This is a genomic window from Bacillus sp. BPN334 (assembly GCF_008368885.1).
Taxonomy (GTDB): domain Bacteria; phylum Bacillota; class Bacilli; order Bacillales; family Bacillaceae_G; genus Bacillus_A; species Bacillus_A wiedmannii.
In genome coordinates this window covers 170,837-194,473 of the sequence record NZ_QOZW01000018.1, presented here as the reverse complement: position 1 = coordinate 194,473, position 23,637 = coordinate 170,837, and the positions used below count along the sequence as shown (strand labels likewise).

At 35.2% G+C, this 23,637-nt stretch carries 22 protein-coding genes and 1 pseudogene; 13 read left to right on the top strand and 10 right to left on the bottom strand.

Annotation, left to right across the window (positions count from 1 at the left end):
• Window positions 1-112: 112 nt before the first annotated feature.
• From DN393_RS25570 to DN393_RS25540, 7 genes are all read left to right on the top strand, one after another.
• Window positions 113-988 (top strand): cytochrome aa3 quinol oxidase subunit II, encoded by an 876-nt coding sequence (locus DN393_RS25570; protein ID WP_001176181.1) that lies wholly within the window; start codon window positions 113-115, stop codon window positions 986-988.
• A 33-nt stretch (window positions 989-1,021) separates the two neighbouring features.
• Entirely contained in the window at window positions 1,022-2,956 is a 1,935-nt protein-coding gene (qoxB, locus tag DN393_RS25565) for a cytochrome aa3 quinol oxidase subunit I (RefSeq protein WP_048562936.1), read from the top strand.
• A gap of 13 nt (window positions 2,957-2,969) precedes the next feature.
• A complete protein-coding gene (gene qoxC, locus DN393_RS25560) occupies window positions 2,970-3,572 on the top strand; it encodes a cytochrome aa3 quinol oxidase subunit III (protein ID WP_048562935.1) in 603 nt (200 codons plus the stop codon).
• A complete protein-coding gene (gene qoxD / locus DN393_RS25555) occupies window positions 3,573-3,884 on the top strand; it encodes a cytochrome aa3 quinol oxidase subunit IV (RefSeq protein ID WP_063263756.1) in 312 nt (103 codons plus the stop codon).
• A gap of 221 nt (window positions 3,885-4,105) precedes the next feature.
• Complete coding sequence (locus tag DN393_RS25550) at window positions 4,106-5,935, top strand: monovalent cation:proton antiporter family protein (RefSeq protein ID WP_137051869.1); 1,830 nt, start codon at window positions 4,106-4,108, stop codon at window positions 5,933-5,935.
• Between the two features lie 53 nt (window positions 5,936-5,988).
• The gene (locus DN393_RS25545) at window positions 5,989-6,246 is read left to right on the top strand and encodes a DUF4022 family protein (protein WP_000926994.1); all 258 of its coding nucleotides are present in this window, start codon (window positions 5,989-5,991) and stop codon (window positions 6,244-6,246) included.
• A 14-nt stretch (window positions 6,247-6,260) separates the two neighbouring features.
• Window positions 6,261-6,698, top strand: coding sequence for a GNAT family N-acetyltransferase (locus DN393_RS25540; protein WP_149174066.1), 438 nt, complete (start codon window positions 6,261-6,263; stop codon window positions 6,696-6,698).
• A 40-nt stretch (window positions 6,699-6,738) separates the two neighbouring features.
• Here the strand turns inward: DN393_RS25540 and DN393_RS25535 are convergent, their stop codons facing one another.
• The 3 genes from DN393_RS25535 to DN393_RS25525 form a co-directional block, all read right to left on the bottom strand.
• Entirely contained in the window at window positions 6,739-7,167 is a 429-nt protein-coding gene (locus DN393_RS25535; protein WP_064477059.1) for a hypothetical protein, read from the bottom strand.
• Window positions 7,168-7,171: 4 nt separating this feature from the next.
• Entirely contained in the window at window positions 7,172-7,372 is a 201-nt protein-coding gene (locus tag DN393_RS25530) for a helix-turn-helix transcriptional regulator (protein WP_000301181.1), read from the bottom strand.
• A 136-nt stretch (window positions 7,373-7,508) separates the two neighbouring features.
• A complete protein-coding gene (locus DN393_RS25525) occupies window positions 7,509-8,801 on the bottom strand; it encodes an NCS2 family permease (RefSeq protein WP_149174065.1) in 1,293 nt (430 codons plus the stop codon).
• Between the two features lie 280 nt (window positions 8,802-9,081).
• On the opposite strand from DN393_RS25525, the gene DN393_RS25520 reads away from it, so the two are divergent.
• Window positions 9,082-10,473 carry an amino acid permease gene (locus DN393_RS25520; RefSeq protein WP_149174064.1) on the top strand — a complete coding sequence of 464 codons (1,392 nt, stop codon included), beginning with the start codon at window positions 9,082-9,084 and terminating at the stop codon, window positions 10,471-10,473.
• Window positions 10,474-10,654: 181 nt separating this feature from the next.
• Window positions 10,655-12,202 (top strand): DNA-binding protein, encoded by a 1,548-nt coding sequence (locus tag DN393_RS25515; RefSeq protein WP_088046961.1) that lies wholly within the window; start codon window positions 10,655-10,657, stop codon window positions 12,200-12,202.
• A gap of 35 nt (window positions 12,203-12,237) precedes the next feature.
• Here DN393_RS25515 and DN393_RS25510 read toward each other — a convergent pair whose 3' ends face one another.
• The gene (locus tag DN393_RS25510) at window positions 12,238-13,959 is read right to left on the bottom strand and encodes a DUF2339 domain-containing protein (protein ID WP_098110877.1); all 1,722 of its coding nucleotides are present in this window, start codon (window positions 13,957-13,959) and stop codon (window positions 12,238-12,240) included.
• Window positions 13,960-14,091: 132 nt separating this feature from the next.
• Window positions 14,092-15,393, bottom strand: a complete 1,302-nt coding sequence (gene brnQ1, locus DN393_RS25505; RefSeq protein WP_149174063.1) for a branched-chain amino acid transport system II carrier protein BrnQ1 — start codon at window positions 15,391-15,393, stop codon at window positions 14,092-14,094.
• A 252-nt stretch (window positions 15,394-15,645) separates the two neighbouring features.
• Between brnQ1 and DN393_RS25500 the strand changes: the two genes are divergently transcribed.
• Entirely contained in the window at window positions 15,646-17,031 is a 1,386-nt protein-coding gene (locus DN393_RS25500) for a peptide MFS transporter (RefSeq protein ID WP_088046963.1), read from the top strand.
• A gap of 30 nt (window positions 17,032-17,061) precedes the next feature.
• Here DN393_RS25500 and DN393_RS25495 read toward each other — a convergent pair whose 3' ends face one another.
• From DN393_RS25495 to DN393_RS25480, 4 genes are all read right to left on the bottom strand, one after another.
• A complete protein-coding gene (locus DN393_RS25495) occupies window positions 17,062-17,694 on the bottom strand; it encodes a class A sortase (protein WP_064477065.1) in 633 nt (210 codons plus the stop codon).
• 116 nt (window positions 17,695-17,810) lie between these two features.
• Entirely contained in the window at window positions 17,811-18,284 is a 474-nt protein-coding gene (locus DN393_RS25490) for a hypothetical protein (protein WP_061675087.1), read from the bottom strand.
• Window positions 18,277-18,495, bottom strand: coding sequence for a helix-turn-helix transcriptional regulator (locus tag DN393_RS25485; RefSeq protein ID WP_000154014.1), 219 nt, complete (start codon window positions 18,493-18,495; stop codon window positions 18,277-18,279). Before DN393_RS25485 ends, DN393_RS25490 begins: the two co-directional genes overlap by 8 nt.
• 112 nt (window positions 18,496-18,607) lie before the next feature.
• Window positions 18,608-19,873 (bottom strand): 3D domain-containing protein, encoded by a 1,266-nt coding sequence (locus DN393_RS25480; protein ID WP_064477067.1) that lies wholly within the window; start codon window positions 19,871-19,873, stop codon window positions 18,608-18,610.
• Window positions 19,874-20,519: 646 nt separating this feature from the next.
• Between DN393_RS25480 and DN393_RS32545 the strand changes: the two are divergent.
• Window positions 20,520-21,038, top strand: a pseudogene (locus DN393_RS32545) (methyl-accepting chemotaxis protein); the annotation flags it as partial.
• Between the two features lie 134 nt (window positions 21,039-21,172).
• Window positions 21,173-21,985 carry an undecaprenyl-diphosphate phosphatase gene (locus DN393_RS25470; protein WP_000434544.1) on the top strand — a complete coding sequence of 271 codons (813 nt, stop codon included), beginning with the start codon at window positions 21,173-21,175 and terminating at the stop codon, window positions 21,983-21,985.
• 117 nt (window positions 21,986-22,102) lie between these two features.
• On the opposite strand, the gene DN393_RS25465 is transcribed toward DN393_RS25470, so the two are convergent.
• Window positions 22,103-22,306, bottom strand: coding sequence for a hypothetical protein (locus DN393_RS25465; protein ID WP_001268332.1), 204 nt, complete (start codon window positions 22,304-22,306; stop codon window positions 22,103-22,105).
• Between the two features lie 172 nt (window positions 22,307-22,478).
• On the opposite strand from DN393_RS25465, the gene DN393_RS25460 reads away from it, so the two are divergent.
• Window positions 22,479-23,630, top strand: a complete 1,152-nt coding sequence (locus DN393_RS25460; RefSeq protein ID WP_149174061.1) for a VanZ family protein — start codon at window positions 22,479-22,481, stop codon at window positions 23,628-23,630.
• Window positions 23,631-23,637: the final 7 nt, after the last annotated feature.

The following is a 23,637-nucleotide window of genomic DNA, read 5'->3' as shown; positions in this document are numbered from 1 at the left end:
TTTGTGTCTATTTTTTAACAATATCACAAAAACTATTGCCATCTATAAATTAATAGGTTTATATTGTTTTATTGGCATAGTTTCAATCCAAGGAGAAAGGAGATTTTCAATCGTGCAACTAAAGAAAACGTTTTGGAAGCTGGCTTCGCTTCTTCCGTTATCATTACTTCTGTTCCTCGGTGGCTGTGATAAGAAACTCGCAGTATTAAATCCGCAAGGACCTGTTGCAAAAGCACAGTATGATTTAATTGTTTGGTCATTCTTGCTTATGTCATTAATTATCGCAATTGTATTCATCTTGTTTACAGTCATCTTGATTCGTTATCGTGAAAAACCAGAGAATATGGACTACGAGCCACCTGAACAACACGGTAACACATTATTAGAAATTATTTGGACGCTTGTTCCTGTTATTATCGTTATCGCATTATCGATTCCAACAGTAAAAGCAACTTATGCTTCGGAAGAGGTTCCGGAAGAATCCAAACATATTAAACCAGTTGAGATTTATGTTACATCTGCAAACTGGAAATGGTTATTCAGTTACCCAGAGGAAAAAATTGAAACCGTTAACTATTTAAACATCCCAGCTGGTGTACCAATTCAATTCAAACTGACTTCTGTCGGTCCAATGAATGCTTTCTGGGTACCAGAACTTGGTGGTATGAAGTACACTATGGATGGCATGATTATGGATCTTTATTTACAAGCTGATAAGCCTGGTTCTTACCTAGGCCGTAGTGCGAACTTCTCTGGTGAAGGATTCACACATATGGAGTTCGAAGTTGAAGCAAAAACTAAAGAGAAATATGACAAGTGGGTTAAAGAAGTACAACAAACTGCTCCTAAACTAACAGAAGATAAGTACAACGAAATTGTTAAACCTGGTGTAGTTGGTCGTATGACATTCTCTAGTCACCACTTAAGTTATGTAGATCCAAAATCACTTGAATATTGTGATTACAACTACTACAAAAACAAAAAATAATAGCTATTATTCCAACAGATTGGAGTGAACACAGTGAAGCTTGATGAATTCTTTGTCACAGGTGACCCGATTATTTACGGTGCAGACGCTTCTATCGTTCTTGTGACATTAGCAATCATTTTCGTACTAACAAAGTATAAAAAATGGAAATGGCTTTGGGACGAATGGTTAACAACTGTTGACCATAAAAAGATTGGGGCCATGTATATTATTTCTGCGGTTATCATGTTATTCCGTGGTGGTATGGACGGTTTAATGATCCGTGCACAGTTAACATTCCCAGAAACAACTTATTTAAATGCTGAACACTATAACGGAATCTTCACAACACATGGTACAGTTATGATTCTTTTCATGGCGATGCCATTCGTTATGGGATTAATGAACCTTGTAGTACCATTACAAATTGGTGCTCGTGACGTTGCATATCCGTTCTTAAATGCTTTAAGTTTCTGGTTATTCTTTGTCGGAGCAATGTTATTCAACATCGCTTTCGTAATCGGTGGTTCTCCAGACGCTGGGTGGACTTCTTACTTCCCAATGGCAGGTACAGAGTTTACTTCTGGTGTAGGAAATAACTACTACGCAATTGCATTACAGATTTCAGGTCTCGGTACGCTAATGACCGGTATTAACTTCCTTGTTACTATCTTAAAAATGCGTACACCTGGTATGACTTTAATGAGAATGCCCATGTTTACTTGGTCAATCTTAATTACAACAGTTATCATTATTTTCGCTTTCCCAGTATTAACAGTTGCTCTTGCATTAATGACATTTGACCGTCTATTCGATGCTCACTTCTTTACGATGGCGAGCGGCGGTATGCCAATGTTATGGGCCAACCTATTCTGGGTATGGGGTCACCCTGAAGTATATATCGTTATTTTACCGGCATTCGGTATTTTCTCTGAAATCATTAGTACATTCTCACGTAAACGTCTATTCGGTTACAGTGCGATGGTCTACTCAATGGTTGCAATTTCTTTACTAAGTTTCGTCGTATGGCTTCATCACTTCTTCACGATGGGTGCAGGTCCAGCGGTTAACTCATTCTTCTCGATTTCGACAATGGCGATTTCGATTCCAACCGGGGTTAAGATCTTTAACTGGTTGTTTACACTGTATAAAGGACGTATTCGTTTTACAGTTCCAATGCTTTGGTCATTGGCATTTATTCCAAACTTCGTAGTCGGTGGGGTTACAGGGGTTATGCTTGGTATGGCAGCAGCTGATTATCAGTACCATAACAGCTACTTCTTAATTGCTCATTTCCACTACGTATTAATCGCAGGTACAGTATTCGCTATGCTTGCTGGATTCACATTCTGGTATCCAAAAATGACTGGTCATATGTTAAACGAACGCCTAGGTAAATGGACATTCTGGATCTTTATGAGCGGATTCAACATCTGTTTCTTCCCAATGTACTTCTTAGGTTTAGACGGTATGACTCGTCGTATGTACACTTACTCTGAGAGTCTTGGATGGGGATGGCTAAACCAAATCGCATCTGTTGGTGCGGTAATGATGGGTATTGGTTTCCTAATTCTTTGTTACAACGTAATTTGGAGTGCTCGTCACGGTGAACGTGACACAACTGGAGATCCATGGGATGGCCGTACACTTGAATGGGCAACTCAATCTCCTGTACAACATTACAACTTCGCGAAACTTCCTGAAATCAAAGAAGCTGATGCTTTCTGGTACATGAAAAAACGCGGAGAAACAGTTACACCAGCAGCAGAAGATTTAAAACCAATTCACATGCCAAGTAACTCTGGCGTGCCTATTATTGCGTCTTTATTCTTCGGTCTTGCAGGTTTCGCATTAGTATTTAGCTGGTTCTGGCTTGCAGCAATCGGCGGCGTTGGTATTTTAGCTTGCTTAATCTATCGTTCATTCGATTATGATGATGGCTACTACGTAAGCGTTGATGAAATTAAAGAAACAGAACATATAGCATGAGAGGTGAAATGATATGGCGGCTTTAGATAAAAGCTTACCTTTGGAATATCAATCCGAGCAAAGTAGATTGAATATCCTAGGATTCTGGATTTTTCTTGGGGCTGAAATTATGCTGTTCGCAACACTTTTCGCCTCTTATCTAGTACTTGCTGGTCGTACGGCAGATGGCCCAACTCCAGCGCAACTGTTTGAACTTAAAACGCTTTTAATTCAAACATTACTACTTTTAACAAGTAGTTTCACATGTGGTATCGTAATTCACGAAATGCGTAAGAACAACCAAAAAGCAATGCTTGGATGGTTCATCCTTACATTACTTTTAGGTGCAGGTTTCCTATTCTTTGAAATTGAAGAATTCATTATGTACATTGGTGAAGGCGCAACGCTTCAAACAAGTGCTTTCCTATCTGCATTTTTCGTTCTTCTTGGAACACATGGTGCCCACGTAACAGGTGGTATCATTTGGGCAATTTGTGTTATTATCCAAATTTTAAAACGAGGTTTAACACCAGTTACAGCTCGTAAAGTATTTATTATCAGCTTATACTGGCATTTCCTCGATCTTGTTTGGGTCTTTATTTACACACTAGTTTACTTGAACGGGATGGTGGCGTAAATGAGTCAAAATAACAATCAAGCAAATGGGCATGCGCATAGCGGATTCCCATGGTCACACGTTTTCGGATTTATTTTATCGCTTGCACTAACGTTCCTAGCTTTATACGTGGCACTTTATACAAACTTGCCACTTTCAACGATATTAACGTCCATTATCGCCATGGCTGTTGCGCAAGCGTTGTTACAATTAATTATGTTCATGCATTTAAAAGAAGGAGAAGGAAGAGTTCAAGTCCTTACAATGATATACAGTTTCTTCGTTGCAACTGCAACAGTTGGTTTAACTGTATGGATCTTCTTCTCAATGTAATGTACATGAAAAAGACTGCTGAGATTCCTCGGCAGTCTTTTTTTTATCCCCTCCCCTATTACATCCACATTACGGAATTAACAACAGAATCATGAAAAATATACTTATTATGACAAATCTTAAGAAAACTCTTTCTTTATGAAATCGAATCCATATGCGTTGCTTTTCTACCTATTATATGGCTAAATAGGTACTATATTTATTTGAAGGGAGAGAACGCAATGGAACATCATACTTCTGTTCTATCACTTATGGTTGTCGTTGCAATCGCGTTTTTCGTTCCCCTTTTGTTACAACGCTTTAAATTAAAAGCACTTCCTGTCGTTGTTGCAGAAATCATCGCAGGAATCTTTGTAGGTAAAAGTGGGTTTAATATTATTGAGCCAGATATGTGGCTTCAAGTCTTATCGACACTAGGATTTATCTTCTTAATGTTCTTAAGCGGTTTAGAAATTGATTTTTCTATCTTTAAACAAAAAGGGAAAAAGAATACGACAAACGAACCAAACACATTCCAAGCAGCGAGCATTATCTTCTTATTTATTTTCATCTTATCTTATGCCCTATCATTACTGTTCGTATGGCTAGGATTCGTGGATAATGCAATGTTTATGACTTTAATTATTTCAACTATTTCTTTAGGTGTTGTCGTACCAACATTAAAAGAGAATAACTTAGGAAAAACGGCAATTGGACAAATCATTTTATTAGTCGCTGTTATTGCAGATTTAGTTACAATGATTTTACTCGCTGTATTCGTCGGATTAAATTCCGAAAGCGGCCAAAGCATGTGGCTCCTTCTTCTTCTATTCGGCGCTGGTATTGTTATTTACTTCGTTGCAAAACGCTTTAAAAACATTCCATACTTAGATAGCTTAAAAGCTGGTAGTGTACAAATTGATACACGAGCTGTTTTTGCACTCATCTTAATATTAGTTGGGTTATCTGAATCTGTTGGAGCTGAAAATATTTTAGGTGCCTTCTTAGCGGGTGTACTTGTATCGTTATTATCACCAAATGAAGATATGGTTGAAAAACTGGATTCCATCGGCTACGGTTTCTTCATCCCTATTTTCTTCGTAATGGTTGGTGTGAATCTAGAAGTTTGGTCTATTTTTAAAGAACCTTCTAGCATGCTAATGATCCCAATTTTAATTGTGGGACTCTTTATTTCAAAGCTGTTACCATCACTCGTCTTACGAAAATGGTATCCACGTAATATCGTACTAGGAAGTGCCATCTTATTAACATCGACACTTTCTTTAGTTATTGCAGCTGCACAAATTGGTGAAAAACTAGGAATCATCAGTCCAAGTTTATCTGCTTCCCTTATTTTAAGCGCAGTTATTACTTGTATTTTTGCACCTATATTATTTAAAAAAATGTTCCCAAAAGTAGAAACACCAAAACCAAAAGTTTCTATTATTGGCGCAAGCAGAATTACCCTTCCGTTATCACTTGATTTAAAACGAGAAGATTATGACGTAACACTTTATATGATGCGTCAAAATAAAATAAATGATGAGGAAGCAAAATCACATGACTTCCCTATCGTAAAATTAGATGACATCACGATCGCATCATTAACTGAACAAACAGCATTTAACGCAGATCGCGTTGTTGTTGCAACAAGCGATGATGAACAAAACTTATTATTAGCAGAACATGCAAAAGAACTAGGTGTTGAACATGTTATTGCAAGTGTAGAAGATCCACTTCTACAAGAAAAAGCAACGCAAGAACATATCGCCGTATTCTCAACAATTAACTCTACACGCATTCTATTACGTGCACTAATTGATAAACCGAGTCTCGTTCGCTTAATTACAACAGCAAACGAAACAGTCCGTGAAGTGGAACTACGGAGTAATAAATATAACGGCGTTGCACTTCGTCGCCTTCCATTTTTAGGCGATGTACTCGTCATTCAAATTTACCGCGGTAATAAAGCATTAATCCCACATGGTGATACAAGCCTACAACACGGCGATACATTACTTGTAACTGGCTCAAAAGAACATATCGATACACTAAAAAGCATATTAGAATAGAAAAATGCCCCTCACATAATTGAGGGGCATTTTTTTCCATTTTATATGGTAAAATGTTACTATCACATATTATGAGGATGGATCACATTATGTCTATTGTAACTTTAGCTCTTTTATTATTAGCAGAAATACTCGTTGCCATTATTCTCATCGGTGTTAGCATTGAAATTTGTAGCTACGGATGGAAAAAATCGAATGGAATAAAATACTCCTGCCTCTTACTTTCACTCCTTCTCGGAACTGCTAGCATACTCGGACTTTTCGCCGCACCTGCCTATTTCTTTATACAACTAACAGAAAACGCCTTATAAGAAAGGATGTTAATATGATTACCGTGAAAAATATTGAGGGATCTGAAACTTACGTATTACGTCAAAAAATTTTACGCCCGAATCAAACATTAGCAGATTGTAAATACTCTTCCGACTATGAAACGGACACCTTTCACTTAGGCGCATTTATAAACGATGAACTAATTAGTATCGCTTCCTTCTCAAAAGAGATATACCCTGACTTACTAGCAGGTATTCATTATCGTCTACGAGGAATGGCCACATTACCTGAATTTCGAAACAAACGTGCTGGAAGCTCCTTAATTCAGAAAGCGGAGCAAGTCTTGCAAGAACGCCAAGCAAATATATTATGGTGCAATGGCCGAATTACTGTAGCTGACTATTACAAGCACTTAGGCTTCCAGGAACATGGTGAAATCTTTGAAATTGAACCGATTGGTCTTCATAAATTACTGTATAAAAAAATATAAGAAAAGCTTTCCCCAATATGGGGAAAGCTTTTCTTATATTTCAATCTTCACTTTTTATTTTTTTCATATATATGTATATAAATAAACTAGGAACTAAAAAACAAGCAAACATAATAAGTCCTGTTATACTAATTTCTTTTATCGAAATACCCGGTGTTACAACGATACAAATAGCTAAAATCCCAATAACAATACCTACTGGAATGAATAATAGCTTCCTAAAATAACTACGAGATACTCCCCCTGTATGCTCATACACTTCCACCGAGTTTTTTAAGTTTAAAAAGTTAATAACTATTATCCCGACCATAAATACCATTAATAAATCTGAAACACTTTCATATCCTGCATCTTGCAAAACGTACCGATAAAAAACAACACCTAGTATGACGATATTTTGTAAGATGAAAACGAGTCTAATATGTTTGAGTCCCTCAATCATTAAACGTTCATCTTTCACGATCCTCATCCCCTCACTCCTCTTCCTCCCAAAATAAATCATTCAATGTTTTGTCTACCGCATAACAAATTTTCAAACATAAATCTAAAGACGGGTTGTATTTCCCCTTCTCAATTAAACTAATCGTTTGCCTTGTAACGCCTACTTTTTCTGCTAATTGTTGCTGCGTTAAATCTAACTGAACACGCGCGACTTTTATTTTACTTACAGCCATTCATGTTCCTCCTTCACCTATATTGCAACATATATATTCCATTAAGTAATTTATATTTTACTCCATTAATTTGATTTTCACCTTATTATACACAAAAAAGGAGCCTCTCATAAGAAGCCCCTTTCCTATATCTATATTATAAGAATAAATGGCATCCAAATAAAATTGTAAATAAGTATAGTAACGGATGTACTTCCATCGCTTTCCCTTTCACAATTTTTAAGACTGGATACACTAAAAATCCAATTGCAATTCCATTCGCAATGCTAGACGTTAACGGAATACCAACGAAAATTAAAAATGCTGGTAATGCATCTTCAAATTCATTCCAATTAATATCACGAAGACTTTGCGCCATTAAACTACCTACAATAATTAATGAAGGAGCTGTAATAGCGGCTACACTTGATAAAGAAGCAATCACAGGGCTGAAGAATGCCGTTATAATCGTTAGACAGACAACTACAATACCTGTTAATCCTGTTTTACCACCTGCAGCAATACCAGCTGATGATTCAATCGTCGCTGCTGTTGGGCTTGTTCCAAAAATAGAACCTGTAGTCCCACCAATTGCATCTGCAATAAACGCTTTACCAAAACGTTTCTCTGTATTATCTGTAATTAAACCCGCTTGTTTAATTAAACCGAGTAATGCACCTGTTGTATCAAATAACAGTACAAGTAAAAATGAAAATACAACACCATATAATCCGTATTCAATTACATCTGAAAAGGCATTGATTGGGTTTGAAACGATAATTCCCTCTGGTAAATGAGGCATCGCAACAATTTTATCCGTAAACTTCAGTTGCCCTGTAAAGAAGGCGATAACTCCTGTCACAATCATACTAATAAATAATGCACCGCTCACACGTAATACCATTAATACCGCCGCTAATATTAAACCAATTAAAGTTAAAATAACGGCTGGAGAATGAAAATCACCAATCGTAACTAAATTAGATGGATGATCAACAATAATTCCAGAAAGGCGTAATCCAATAAAAGCAATAAATAGTCCAATTCCCCCTGCAATTGCATGTTTTAAACTATCAGGAATTGCGACAATTAGCTTTTGCCTAAATGAAGTGAAAGATAATAAAAGAAAAATGATACCTGTTACAAATACTGCTGAAAACGCAATGACATATGTAATCCCCTCTGCCTGTTGAACAACAGAATAAGCAAAATACGCATTCATTCCCATAGCTGGAGCAATAACAATTGGATAGTTAGCTAAAAACGCCATACATAGCGTCCCTATAACAGTCGCAATAATAGTTGCTGTAAAAGCTTGATCAAATGGTACACCTGCATCAGATAATATTTTCGGATTGATGACAAGAATATACGCAAATGTAAAAAAAGTTGTGATGCCAGCTAAAAGCTCTTGCTTCACAGAAGTGTTATATTTTTGTAATTGAAACATGGTTATGTACCCTTCCTACATCTGAATTATTATCACATATTCTTTTCTTACTAGTATGTGAGAAAATATAATACTTAATCTTAACAATCAATAAAAAGAAGAGTCAATATATTCACTAATAGTTCGAATTTTAAGTTTAAGTCTGACAAGTACAGATGTAGTACAGTTAATCATGTTTATTTTTGTAGCATAACAGATAGAAATGTTTTATAATTTGAAATAGTTAAATATTTAGTAAACGCATTCAAATATCGTTCACTCTACAAGGGGGATTCTTCTTATGCAGCACACAAACAAATCTGAAAATTTAAACCGTGGTTTAAAAGAACGACATATTACTTTAATGTCGCTCGGCTCCGCTATTGGCGTTGGACTATTTTTAGGATCCGCTTCTGCTATTAAGCTAGCTGGCCCTTCTATTCTACTAGGTTATATGATCGCCGGACTCGTTATTTTTTTCATTATGCGAGCACTCGGAGAAATGGCAATTGAACAACCTGTTGCCGGTTCTTTTAGTAAATATGCTTCTGATTATCTTGGACCACTAGCTGGCTATATTACTGGCTGGAACTACTGGTTTTTATGGGTTGTTACTTGCATGGCTGAAATTACAGCGGCTGGCATTTACATGCAATACTGGTTCCCAGATATCCCGCGCTGGACTTGGGCGTTACTCGCTCTATTATTAATGAGTGCTTTCAACTTCTTATCCGTAAAAGTATTTGGAGAACTTGAATTTTGGTTTGCTCTCATCAAAATTGTCACAATTATCTGTATGATAATTATTGGAGCTGGTATTATTTTATTCGGATTCGGAAACGGTGGTATCGCTACTGGTATTTCAAACCTTTGGTCACATGGTGGCTGGTTCCCAAATGGTTTTTCTGGGTTACTACTCTCTTTACAAATGGTGTTATTCGCTTATTTAGGCGTTGAATTAATCGGTGTTACAGCGGGTGAAGCTCAAAATCCGAAAAAAACACTCGCAAAAGCAATCGATAACGTATTTTGGAGAATATTACTGTTCTACGTTGGGGCTCTATTCGTTATGATGGCAATTTATCCATGGAATGAACTTGGTGAGAAAGGAAGTCCATTCGTATTAACATTCCAGCAAATCGGTATCGCAAAAGCAGCAGGTATTATTAACTTTGTCGTATTAACAGCAGCTCTTTCTTCCTGTAATGGTGGTTTATTTAGTACAGGCCGTATGCTATATACACTAGCTCAGCAGAAGAAAGCTCCTGAAAGATTCGGTCGTTTAAATAAAAATGGCATTCCGAGTCAAGGAATTGTAGCAACAGCTATCGTTTTACTCGTTGGTGTTATATTAAACTATCTTGTGCCCGCAAAAGTATTTACATGGCTCACTAGTATTTCAACTTTCGGGGCAATTTGGACTTGGGGCATCATTTTAATCGCTCAAATTAAATTCCGTAAAGGATTGCAAACTGATAAAAAGGACAAGCTAACATATAAAATGCCTTTACATCCATTCAGTTCATATTTCTCACTCGCTTTCCTTGCACTAGTATTAGGTATAATGGCGTATTCAGAAGATACAAGAATTGCATTAATTGTTGGTCCTATTTGGCTTATTGGTTTAGCTATCGTATATTACATGAAAGGGTTCCATAAAATTGACGAAACACCTAATTCAAAAATTAGTTAAACAAAACATCCCTTCCTTATTAATTGGAAGGGATGTTTTTATATCTATATAAATATTTCTCAACAAAATTCACGGTATTTTTACAATTTTTTAATATTTTTTACGTTTTCTGTCTTTATTTTTTCAGAAAAATAAATTACATTATTAAAGCACATATATTTATTATTAGGGGGATTCTTCTATGAAGAATAAAAAATGGATTACATTTTCTTTAGCAACAGCAATTACACTAAGTATAGGGGCTTCGTTCATACCGTCTACTTATGCAGAAAGCTCTGTAGACCCAGCTCCTGAAATTGCTGCAAAAGTTGTAAATCAAAACAATGGGAAGAAAGTATTATTCGATAATACACACGGTCAAACTGCTGGGACGGCTGACTGGGTTATTGATGGTGGCTTTTCTGATTTCGGAAACGGCATTGCCCAAAACGGATATCATGTAAAAGAACTACGTAAATCAACACCGATTACATACGAAGATTTAAAAGACTACAATGTGTTTATCGTTCCAGAAGCAAATATTCCTTACAAAAAATCTGAACAAGATGCTATGTTACAATACGTGAAAAGTGGCGGCAGTATCTTCTTCATTGCCGATCATTATAATGCAGATCGTAATAAAAATCGCTGGGACTCTTCTGAAGTATTTAATGGATATAGACGCGGTGCATGGGATAATCCTGCAAAAGGAATGTCTAGTGAGGAAGTAAATTCACAAGCTATGCAAGGAATAGAAAGCTCTGATTGGCTATCTAACAACTTCGGTATTCGCTTCCGCTACAATGCAATCGGTGATGTTGCAGCTAAAAATATTGTGTCACCTGAACAATCATTCGGAATTACAAAAGGTGTTTCATCTGTAGCAATGCATGCTGGCTCTACTCTAGCCATTACAAACCCAAAACTAGCAAAAGGACTTGTTTATCTTCCAGAAAACCCGTCAAAATGGAATAATGCTGTTGATAGCGGTGTTTATAACGGCGGTGGTGTTGCAGAAGGCCCTTATGCTGCTATCGCAAAAGTAGGACTTGGAAAAGCTGCCTTTATCGGTGACTCTTCTCCGGTAGAAGATGCGACGCCAAAATACGTTCGTGAAGATTCTGGCCAAACAAAGAAAACTTACGATGGTTATAAAGAAGAAAACGATGCTATCTTACTAGAAAATATCGTAAATTGGCTATCGAATAAAGAAACATTTACAAGTTTAGATCAAGTAAATGGTTTACAACTTGATTTACCTACCACTTTACAAACATTTGAACAACCAAGCTTATCAACTGAGCCACAACCTGAACCTTGGAGTGCACCAAATGCAGGTTATCAATGGTTTAATACAAATACTTTCAAACCAGGTTCATACGGTTATAACGGTGCTATAACAGCAAACGACTACGTAGTTACACACCCTAGCACTCTACCAAACAATGAAGTGTTCCAAATCAAAATTCAAGTAAATAACTTATTACCAAACACAACATACACTAATTACTCTTTAGGTATATTCACTACTGGCGGTACACAAGTAGCAAAAGTTCAAAATACAAATGGTACTTGGCCATCTACTTTCGGATACAGTAGTGCGTTCTCTTTCACAACAAACAGCTTAGGTTCTGCTGAGAGAATTGTGAACGTACAAATCGATTCAAATACAGCTGGACAAGCAACGCTTCGTCTACGCCAAAATACAACAGCGAAATACAATGAAGCTGTAATAATTGATAAGAAATAATGAAAAAGGCAATCCGCATACGGATTGTCTTCTTTTTACTTCTCTTCTTTTGAGAAAAACATCCTTGAAATAACGATACCTATACTACCTACAATTAAGAATAACACTGCCCTGATCATCATCGATACTTCTGGTAAGTCCAGAAGGAATAGCTTCCCTATCGTTACGACTAACACGACTAAGCCGGCATACAATATTTCATTCATATTTTTATTCCGTCCAAGCCAAACTGCAAATAATGCATATACCATCCATAATAACGATACAGATACGCTTATTATACTTCCATCTGTAGAAAGCACTTCACCGACTCTAGTAATTGCAATAAATACGATAACCATAAACCAATAGAGTGCTATAGAATAAACATATTTTCCAAAGCTCATTAACACATCTTTCGCTTGTTTCATGCAGTAATAAAATGTACCTATTAAAATAATATGAGCAACAAACCCAGCTGAAATGAAATGATCAAACGGACTAAAAATAGTTTGTATCATTCCAATCGCGTAAATCGTCGCACTAACATACAATTTCACCTGTTGTTTTACTTTAATAGCAGTCATCATACCGAGGAAACCTTGTAATAATAATACAATCGCTGCATTCACTAAACTATACTCATATAAAATCGCTAAACTAAATGCACCCATTGCGAAACCAAATAAAAGATTTGTAAATGTAGAATGTCTATTCTTCCTATATTCAAACACGAACATAGTAGCGTGCACGAGTGCACTAATCATTAATCCCCATGTTGTAAATTCAGGTATTTTTGAAATGGCTAATATAAAGAGAACTGCATTCGCACTAAATATCGCCAAGCGTGGCTCTAATATAAAGCTTCTCTCCGTAAACATATGCCAAAATAATAGTAAGTGAATCAAACCATAAACAACCGTTAACTGTATTTGCAAATCCTCCACTAACATTGACATAATAGCAAAGAAAACAAAAAGGACAATAGCAGCAACAGCATAAGAAATCATATATAAATACTGATAACGATTTTTCAACGCATACCATAATAAGCTAAGTGTTAGTATCGTCTCATATCCAAAGAAAATATATGGATTAGGAGTCGTACTATTTAATAAGAATGGCACGAAGAAAGCTCCTACGGCTACGAATATAGTAAGATATTCCGATTGATACCTCTTCGCTACATAAATACCTAAAATGACCCATGCAATGTTACATACAAACGCAACACTTGCTGGAATAAATCCATATAAATAATGCGCCGCAAATGTCGTTAAAACTATACCCGTAATACTTCCTCCTGCTAATACTAAACCCAACGCTTGCCGCTCTCGTTTAATTTGAATATCACCTATATAATAAAAACCGATTGATAGGACAATACCAAACACAATTCGTATTACAGGTGTTAATAATCCAGCATCTACCCCTGCTTTAAATAACCAGATTACTCCAAGTAACATAATGCCGACAAATATACGTGGCAACCAAGTTTGGCAAAAATTAATAATATTAAATGGTTCTGGTTTAAATGCAGATATATCTACTTGTTTTACCTCACGTTCTTGCACGGGCTCCTTTATTGTAACTACTTCTTCTTTTTGCTTTTCCTCCATTACCGTTTCAATATATTCTTTCTTTTCTTTACTAACATGTTGCTGAGCATTTTCTACTTCTATTTCTCTTTGTTTTGCTTTCAATTCAAAAAGCGCTTCTTGAATCGTTTCAATTGCCGTTTCGAGCGCTTCTATTTTCTTATTTAAATCCTCCTTCATACGCTCCCCCCTCATCATCTATTCAAAATCTATATATTACCAATTACCTTTATCATACTCTTAGTCTATTCATTTTCAATACTATTTTTCCAAAAAAAAGGTGTTTTCCGAAATAGGAAAACACCTTTTTACTCATTTATTCTTATTTAGAACAACACTAACGATGACACCAATACAAGCACCTACAATAGCTGGAACAATCCACCCAACACCTTCTGTATAAAACGGAATGTATTTCAATATTGACGTCCACTGATTCATCATTACATTTTTATTAAAAATATCGATTGCACTAAATACCGCTACAATCCCAACAGTTACTGCATATACGTATGCATACTTTCCAATATATTTATGGAATAACCCTAGAATAATGAGTGTTAATGCAACTGGATAAATAAATCCAAGAATCGGTACTGATACTTTTAAAATTTGTGTTAATCCTAAATTAGCTAAAATCATACTAACAAAACTTAATATAAATGCCCAAACTTTATAAGTTACTTTCGGAAATGCACTTGCGAAAAATTGACTACAAGATGTAACAAGTCCAATTGAAACACATAAGCACGCGATTGTAAAAATAAGACCTAATAAAACGACTCCACCTTGTCCAAATAACGTCGTCATCACTTGTGCTAATACGTTCGCCCCATTATCAAATGTACCTAACGAACCGCTAATTGAACCAACATATCCAAGTATGACATAAATAATAGATAATAATAGTCCTGCTCCAATTCCAGCAATACTCATATATTTCGCTAAACCTTTATCATCTTCAATACCTTTTGTACGAAGAGCATTTGCAATAACAATCCCAAAAATTAAAGCTGCTAATGCATCCATCGTTAAATACCCATCTAAAAACCCTTGGAACATAGGAGCTTGTCCATAGTTTCCAGCAGCCTCTTTCACACTACCTACTGATGTAAACTTGCTCTTTATAAAGATAAGGGCAATCATGCCTAATAATAACGGTGTTAAAACCTTTCCGAACAACCCCATTAATTTAGAAGGTGATAAACTTAACCAGTACACAATACTAAAGAAAATAACCGTGTAACATAATAAAACTATGCTTCCCGCTTCTGAGAAGAACTGACCTGGCCCCATTTCAAAAGCTAAACTTCCTGCACGTGGTATACCAAGTCCTGGTCCAATAAATAAATACACGATACACGGAAAAATAATGGCGAATGAAGAATGAATCCTACCCGCTAACGTTTGAAAGCTTCCTGCTTTTGCAATCGCAATAACTCCCAATATAGGAAGACCTGTTGCTGATATAATAAACCCTACTAATGAAATCCACACATGTTCTCCTGCTTCATACCCAAGGAAAGGTGGGAATATAAGATTCCCCGCTCCAAAGAACATCGAGAATAACATAAGACTAATCAGTAAAATTTCTTTTTTCTGTAACAATTTCATTTCTTTCTCCTTCTTTAATTTCATCTTTTATGAAATCAATTTCACATATAAAAAAGTGCAATAACCCGCTTCCTTACAAAGAAAACATAGTCCATAGTCTAACATAAAAGAAACACCCATTCTATAGCTATATCTCTTTTCCAATTTCTTCTGAAAAATCAACCTTTATTGACTTATAATAGTTAATAAGGTAAAATATTAAATGTACAAAATTATTAACTTTGTTTTTGTTTGTGTCAGGAGGAAAATAACATGGAATCAGCGATACAACTAGAAAGAGAACAACAAAGAAAAAAGAAACATCCTCCAGGTTTATACTTACTCTTCTTTACAGAAATGTGGGAAAGATTTAGTTACTATGGATTACGAGGATTATTAACATTATATTTAACGACAGCTTTAGTAAGCGGTGGTCTTGGGTTTAGTCCCGCATGGGCACTCTCCATTTACGGATTTTATACTGGAGCCTGTTATTTCACACCAATGATTGGTGGATACTTAACAGACCGGTTCCTAGGTAGACGAAAAGCCATCACAATTGGTGGTATAACAATGGCAATCGGTAACCTTACACTATTCGCCATGCAAAACCAAGTCGGCCTATACCTCGGATTAGCGCTTATTATTATCGGTAATGGATTCTTCAAACCGAATATCTCTACACTTGTTGGCGAATTATACGAAGAGAATGATCCAAAACGTGACAGTGCATTTACCATTTTCTATATGGGTATTAACGTCGGATCATTTTTAGCTCCACTCGTTTGCGGATTTTTATCAGAAAATTTATTCAAAACAACGGTTGATGGCGTTGTACATTACGGATTCCGTTACGGTTTCTTAGCCGCTTCAATCGGAATGATCATTGGACAAATTTTATTTACAACACTATCAAATCGCTTCCTTGGTGATCTCGGTAAAAAACCAACTCGCGATTTACAAACAACAGATGGACAACCATCAGTAGGAGATACACCGTTAACAAAAAAAGAAAAACAACGTACCGCAGTTATCGTCATTTTAACATGCTTCGTTGTCTTCTTCTGGGCTGGCTTTGAACAGGCTGGTAGCTCATTAACATTATATACAAACAAATTTGTAGACCGCTCTGTGTTCGGATGGGAAGTTCCAACATCTTGGTTCCAATCGGTCAATCCATTATTTATTATTTTACTTGCTCCAGTCATTTCAGCATTATGGGCAAAACTTGCAACTCGCAAGCGCGGGGATTTAAAAATCCCAACCAAAATGGGACTTGGTATGATCTTGCTTGGTATCGGTTATATCATTCTCGTTATCGCTACATTAAAAACAGGTAGTGATGAACATAACATTACAGAAAAAGCAAACTTACTATTTATCGTCTTTACGTATCTTTTCCATACGTTAGGTGAGCTATTCTTATCACCTGTTGGACTATCAATGGTTAGTGCACTTGCACCAGTAAAACTTGCTTCTTTATTAATGGGAGTATGGTTAGCAAGCTCAGGAATCGCTAACATTTTAGGCGGACAACTTGCAAGCTTCACAACTTCACTTGGATATGCTGAAGTATTTACCGTAATCGGAGCTGTAGCAATTGTATTAGGTTGTGTTTTATTACTAATTTCTAAGAAATTAGTGAAATGGATGGATTAAAAAAAGATGAGGGAAATCCCTCATCTTTTTTTATTTCTTCGCCTTCGTTCCTACTAAATCACCAGCAACAACGTAACGCTTAGAGTTATCCTTAACAGATACACATGTAATAAGCGTTATTTCATCTTTCCCATGATCCTCAACAACTTCCCACTTATCAGGAGTTACTTCAGATACACCAGTAACCGCATATTCATATTCGTTTTCATTATCATACAAATACATTTTGTCGCCTTTTTTTAAAGAGGCTACATCACTAAATAAAACACCTTTTTTAGACATGTTATGTCCTGCTAATGCATAATTCCCTTTTCCCATTACTTGATTTTCTTTTACTGTTGCTGCACCTGATAATAGGTTTTTCTCAGTAGAAGATTTTAAAACAGGGAGTTCTAATGAAACACTCGGGATTGAAATACGACCAATTACTTGTTTCTTATCTAATGATGCATTCGCTACTTCTGCCAAGTCTGGTTGATCAATTTTCGAAGCATCTACAAATGTCGTCTCATGTTTTTCATAATCCATTTTTTGAACAGCCTGTACATTTTCAGTCTGTTTCTTTTCAGCCTGATATCCATCATAAAATGGCTTTCCGATTAACACACCACCTACAACAAATAGAAGGATTGCTACTATACTATAAATTCTTTGCTTATTCATATACAATTCCTTTCCCTTACAAAATCTTACTCTATATAAAATGATAAGATAATATTGCTATATGTACAAGTGTAAGCTAAAAAGAAACCTTCTTGCTAATGCAAGAAGGTTTCTTTTTAAGCGATTTTATTTCGATATAAGGATACGTGAAAAATTGTCATTTGAATAAAGAAAATACTAAATGCAATATATATTGGATATGCAGGAACATATAGATTAGCAATTGGAGAAAGAGTTAAAAAACCAACCGCACAAGGCAACACGTACCATAGTGACATAAATGTAGTACGACAAGCCTTTTCTGTAATTGCCTTTTCCCTCTCATCCTCTTGAGGAAATAATAGTGGAAACATCCAATACGAGAGCTCTTTATATTTTTTCTTTTGAATTTTATAAAGAACAGTCGATACAATACCAAATATTAAAAGTAATCCTAGCGGCATTAAACTCAGTGAAATTTCAGATGGTACTCTCTCCGTTTGAATAAAATTAGCGACTTCAATAGTAAAATAATACAACTCAATAAACGCCCAACCTGCTAATACCATTAAAAGTACATTTAGCATATAAGAAAATACGAGTCTATTCATCCTCTTTCCCCTCCTTATTCAAAACAAACACATCTTCCATCTTTAACTGAAATACATCGCAAATCGTAAGTGCTAATAACAGTGAAGGGACATAATCCCCTTTTTCAATTGCCGCGATTGTTTGTCTTGTCACTCCAACCTTTTCTGCTAATACACTTTGCGAAAAATTAAACCGAGCTCTTAATTCCTTCACTCTATTTAAAATGGTCAATTTTACCACCTATCACCGTCATTGTATGCTATCCTTAACAAAATGTAAACTCAACTTAACATTATAATTACAAAAAAATCCAACTTTACATATTGTAAAGTTGGATTACATGTTAATTTAAAATTGTAAGCTTAACATTTTTTCTGCCCCATTTACTAGATGAAGCTTTATCTGGCATTAAAACATCAATTTTGTGACCTTTAATCGCGCCACCAGTATCTGCTGCAATTGCTTCTCCGTATCCTTCAACATATACGCGAGAACCTAATGGGATAACAGATGGGTCCACTGCAATTAATTTCATTCCTGGGTTTGCAGTTAGGTTATAGCCTCCCCATGCAGAATATACTTGTTGACCTGGTGCATAGCCATTTTCACCTGGATCTGCTGTATAAGCTGTTGCATGTACATAGATTTCTCTTCCACCAGCAGCTGGTTTAGATGGTTGTGCAGGTTCTACACTTGAATTATTATTTTTAGTTTGAGCTGGCTTACTAGCTTGCTCTTGCTTTTGCTTTTGTTTTTCAGCAACATCTGCCTGTGCCTTAGCTAAAGCTTCTTGCTCAGCCTTTGCAGCTGCTTCTGCTTTTGCACGCTCTTCTGCAGCAATTCTTGCTGCTTCTTGCTCACGAGCAATTGTTTCTTGAACTGCTTTCATATTTGATTCGATTTTAGCTTTTTCTTCTGCTGCTAAATTAAGTTGGCTTGCAACCTGATTATATTTAGCTTGAACTGTTTGTAAGTTAGCTTGACGCTTTTTCAAGTTATCTTGCAACTCAGCTTGTGCTTTGGCTAATTTTTGTTTGTCTACTACTAAAGATTCTTCTTTTTCATCAATTGTTTTCTTATCTTCTTCAATTTGACGAAGATCTTGTTCTTGTAGACGTAAAATTTCTTTATCTGCTTCTAGAATAGTAGAAACTGCGTTCATACGTTGTAAGAAATCTGCAAAGTTTTTTGACTCTACTACAACTTCTACTACTAAACTTGTATTTGAACTGTTTTGAACAGAAACCATACGTTTTCTCATAATATCCTTACGAGCAAGGACTTTATCCTCTAAAACGACAATTTCATTCTTTTTTTGCTCAATCTGCTTATGTGTTTCATCGATTTTACGTTGAATAGCAGCTTGATCCTCTTTATTTTTTGCAATTGTATTATTTAAATTATGTAGTTCGTTTTCGATACCTTGAATTTCTTTATTAACAGCTTGCTTCTCTTGCTCTTTCTTTTGCATCTCTGCATCGTTTTGCTGCAATTGCTGTTGCATGTTGTTAAGTTTCTCGTCGTTTGACTCTGCTTTTACAGCGACTGTACTAGAAAGACTGATAATGCCTGCTAATACTAGACTACTGATTCGCTTAAAATAGTTCATAATCCGACTCCCTTCTTATACAGTTATACATGATTTATTTTACAGTTTGTTTACAATACCATTAAATACAGTTTATTTTTCATGACGAAAAAAAGGGAATTATGCATAAAATGTAATAGATTCTTAAATATTTAACAATTCCTATATTTAAAAATTATAAAAGATGCTAAAATCCAAATATAGAGAAAATATAACTTCTAAAGGCGGTTGAAATAAATATATGTTTACTCAAAAGAAATCACTCCAACATAAAATTGATCAATTAGAAAGTCGTATACAAGAACTAGAAGCAGAATTAAAACAAAAAGATATTGAAAAACAAGAGATCATTTCTTCTATTCACGACCGTGTGCAAAACGTCGTTCAAGAGCATCAACTCGTAAATAATCAACACCATACACTTCAAAATTTAGTTCAACAATTAAATTCATGTTTCGAAAATGTTTCAACGCGTACAACACATTCCAATGAATTGAATAATGAAATGTTACAAAAAGAACAAAGCTTAATTCAGTCAATTGAAGAAATCATTGACTGTTCTAATGAAGGAAAAGAATCTGTTCATCGTTTACTTATTGTAATTAATAAATTAGGTGAACAATCTCAGCGCACGTCTAATAGTATGAATCATTTAAGTGAGCGCTCAAAAGAAATCGAGCAAATTGTAGAAGTCATCCAAAACATTGCAGCACAAACAAATTTACTTGCTTTAAATGCGAGTATTGAAGCTGCACGTGCTGGAGAGCACGGTAAAGGATTCGCTGTCGTTGCCAATGAAGTAAGAAAACTAGCGGAAAGTACAGCCGAAAGTACAAAAAACATTGGTAACTTAACGAAAAAAATTCAAGAAGAAATTGAAAAAGCATACGATAACACAAAAGATAATTTGCATTTAGTCGATGAAGGTGTAGAAATGAGTGCCGATACAAACGCTAGAATTGAAAACATTTTAATTATGATTCAAACGTTACAAAGCGGTGCTACAAATGTTATTAAAGCTATCGAAAACCAAAAATCTTGTAATGATGATATATTACGTGAATTCGCTAATACACAACAAATGTTCCAAAAATTAAATACTACTATTATGAACCACATTCATGATGCCGAAAAAGTCGATGTTCAATTGACTAAAGGTCTTCAAGAAACAGCGGCTTCTCATTAATAATAAAAACCCCTTATAGCGCGCTATAAGGGGTTTTTATTATATTTCGAATATTTATTTCTTCTCAATATTCATCCGTATCTTTGTTATAATGAACAAGTTGTTTCTTTCGACTAATAAACAAGGAGGTTTTTATGGAACAATTTCATTACATTTTAAAATATTTAATTCTTGGTCTGTTCCAAGGACTAACAGAACCAATTCCGATTTCTTCAAGCGGTCACCTCGTTTTAGCACAACATTTGCTAGGACTAAAAATAGAAGGGTTTAGCTTCGAACTACTTGTTAATTCAGCTTCATTATTAGCTGTATTACTTATTTATAGAAATGATTTAATTCGTCTAACGAAGAATGGTCTATCTTATATATTTACAAGAGCAGAAGATGCAAAATCAGATTTCTTCTTTATTATTTACCTTGTTATTGCGACCATTCCAGCAGGCGTTATTGGTGTTTTATTTAAAGACTATATCGACCAGTACTTAAAAGGCGTGAAAATGGTTGGGATTTCCCTTCTTATTACTGCTGTCGGCCTTTGGATTATTAGAAACTTGCGTGGACGTAAAAATGATGGCGATCTTTCTATGAAAGATGCAATTATCGTCGGATTAGCACAAGCTTGCGCACTAATTCCTGGAATAAGCCGATCAGGTGCAACAATCGTCGCAGCGATGTTACTTGGTATGAAGCAAGAAACAGCTCTTCGTTTCTCATTCTTACTGTATATCCCTGTTAGCTTAGGTGGTTTATTACTAAGTATTACAGACATTGCAAAAGATCCAAACCTAGATACATTATTCGTACCATATGTCGTTGCATTTATCGCAACATTTATCATGACGTATATTTCTTTAAAATGGTTTATGAACATTATGGCAAAAGGAAATTTAAAATATTTCTCTTTCTATTGCATTATCGTAGGTGTACTTACTCTTATTTTCTTATAAAGTGAAACTTACAAATCGAAAAGAGAGTCATTCTATTAAACTAGGATGACTCTCTTTTTTATATTTTTATAATGATAAAGCCCCTCTTACCTTTCTGTACAGTAAGAGGGGCCCCTTTTATGCGTATACTTTCTTTTCTTGACAATACAAACGAATAACATGTTTATTTTGTTGAAATACATCATGCGTTAGGCGGATAATAATAAAATTTCGTTTTGTTTGATCATCATGAACAAAAATCTGTTCTCCCTCCTGAAAACGCCATGCACTTTCAAAAGTTGTAATATGATCCCCACTTACAGAAAAAAGCTCATACCGCATATCTTGTACCCTCTCTCAACTTATAATAATCACAATATCCTTATATTAAATTTAGTATAACTTAATCCCGTTTAAATTTGAAATTTTTTCTATTTAGAAATATTTTAATTTTGTTTTAAAGTTCTTTTAACGTTATAATGATAAACGAATTTTCATTGAAAGGAGCTTCATTTTGACTGCATATTTATTTCCAGTAAAAACAGCATTTATTTTATTTCCTATTTTAGCAATGTTTCTGTTAATCCCATTTTTAATATTTAATTATCGAAAATACGGTTATTTAAATAAATGGCGCTCATTTATTTTGTATTCATTACTACTCTATTTATTAAATGCCTATTTTCTTATTATTTTGCCGTTACCACAAACGTATGATACTTGTAGCCTACAACCGGCTAATACACAGCACATGCAACTCTCACCATTTTATTTCATACAAGAGATTAGTAATCATACATCGGCAATTTTAGCGAAACCAACTACTTATTTCTATTTATTAAAAGAATCTGCGTTTTTACAAGTAGCATTTAACGTTCTATTAACCGTTCCATTCGGTGTTTATCTACGTTATTATTTCCGACGTAGTTTCTTACAAACAGTTTGTATTTCTTTTTGTCTTTCACTATTTTTCGAACTGACACAGGTGACTGGACTATACGGTATATACAATTGTGCATATCGCTTATTCGATATCGATGATCTATTTTTAAACACATTAGGCGGCGTAATTGGTTTTATCATTGCACCAATATTTACGTACTTCCTTCCGAAAACAAGCGAATTGGATAGTCATATTGATTTGGAAACAAAACCAGTCGGATTCGTTCGTCGTCTTATCGCTATGCAAATTGATTGGCTGTTCTTATCTATCGTTGTGCCTGTCATTAAAAATAAAGGAAATTCTCTATTTATTTCTAATGTCCAATCTTACACAAATGTATACGAACTCTTTTTCATTACATGTTCAATCTTTATTTACTTTATTATCATTCCATACTTTACGAATGGAAGAACAATAGGAAAAGCGTTGCTTCGGATTTACATTAAAGGACAAGCAGAGCGTATTACACTAAAAGAATTATTCATTCGTTACGGGATATTCTATTTCATTTTAGGCGGAATCAATTATATTCTTTCGAGTAGCTCTATCTTAAATCATACAGAGCCTTTAGTATTACTAGTTATACTATTATTCCAATTTGTAATTAACGGTCTATTTATTATTCATGTTTTATTACATGTATTTAGTCGTGATAAATTACTATTTTACGAGCGTATTAGTCAAACAAGAAATGCGATCATACTAAAAAAAGCTGACAAGTAATACTTTG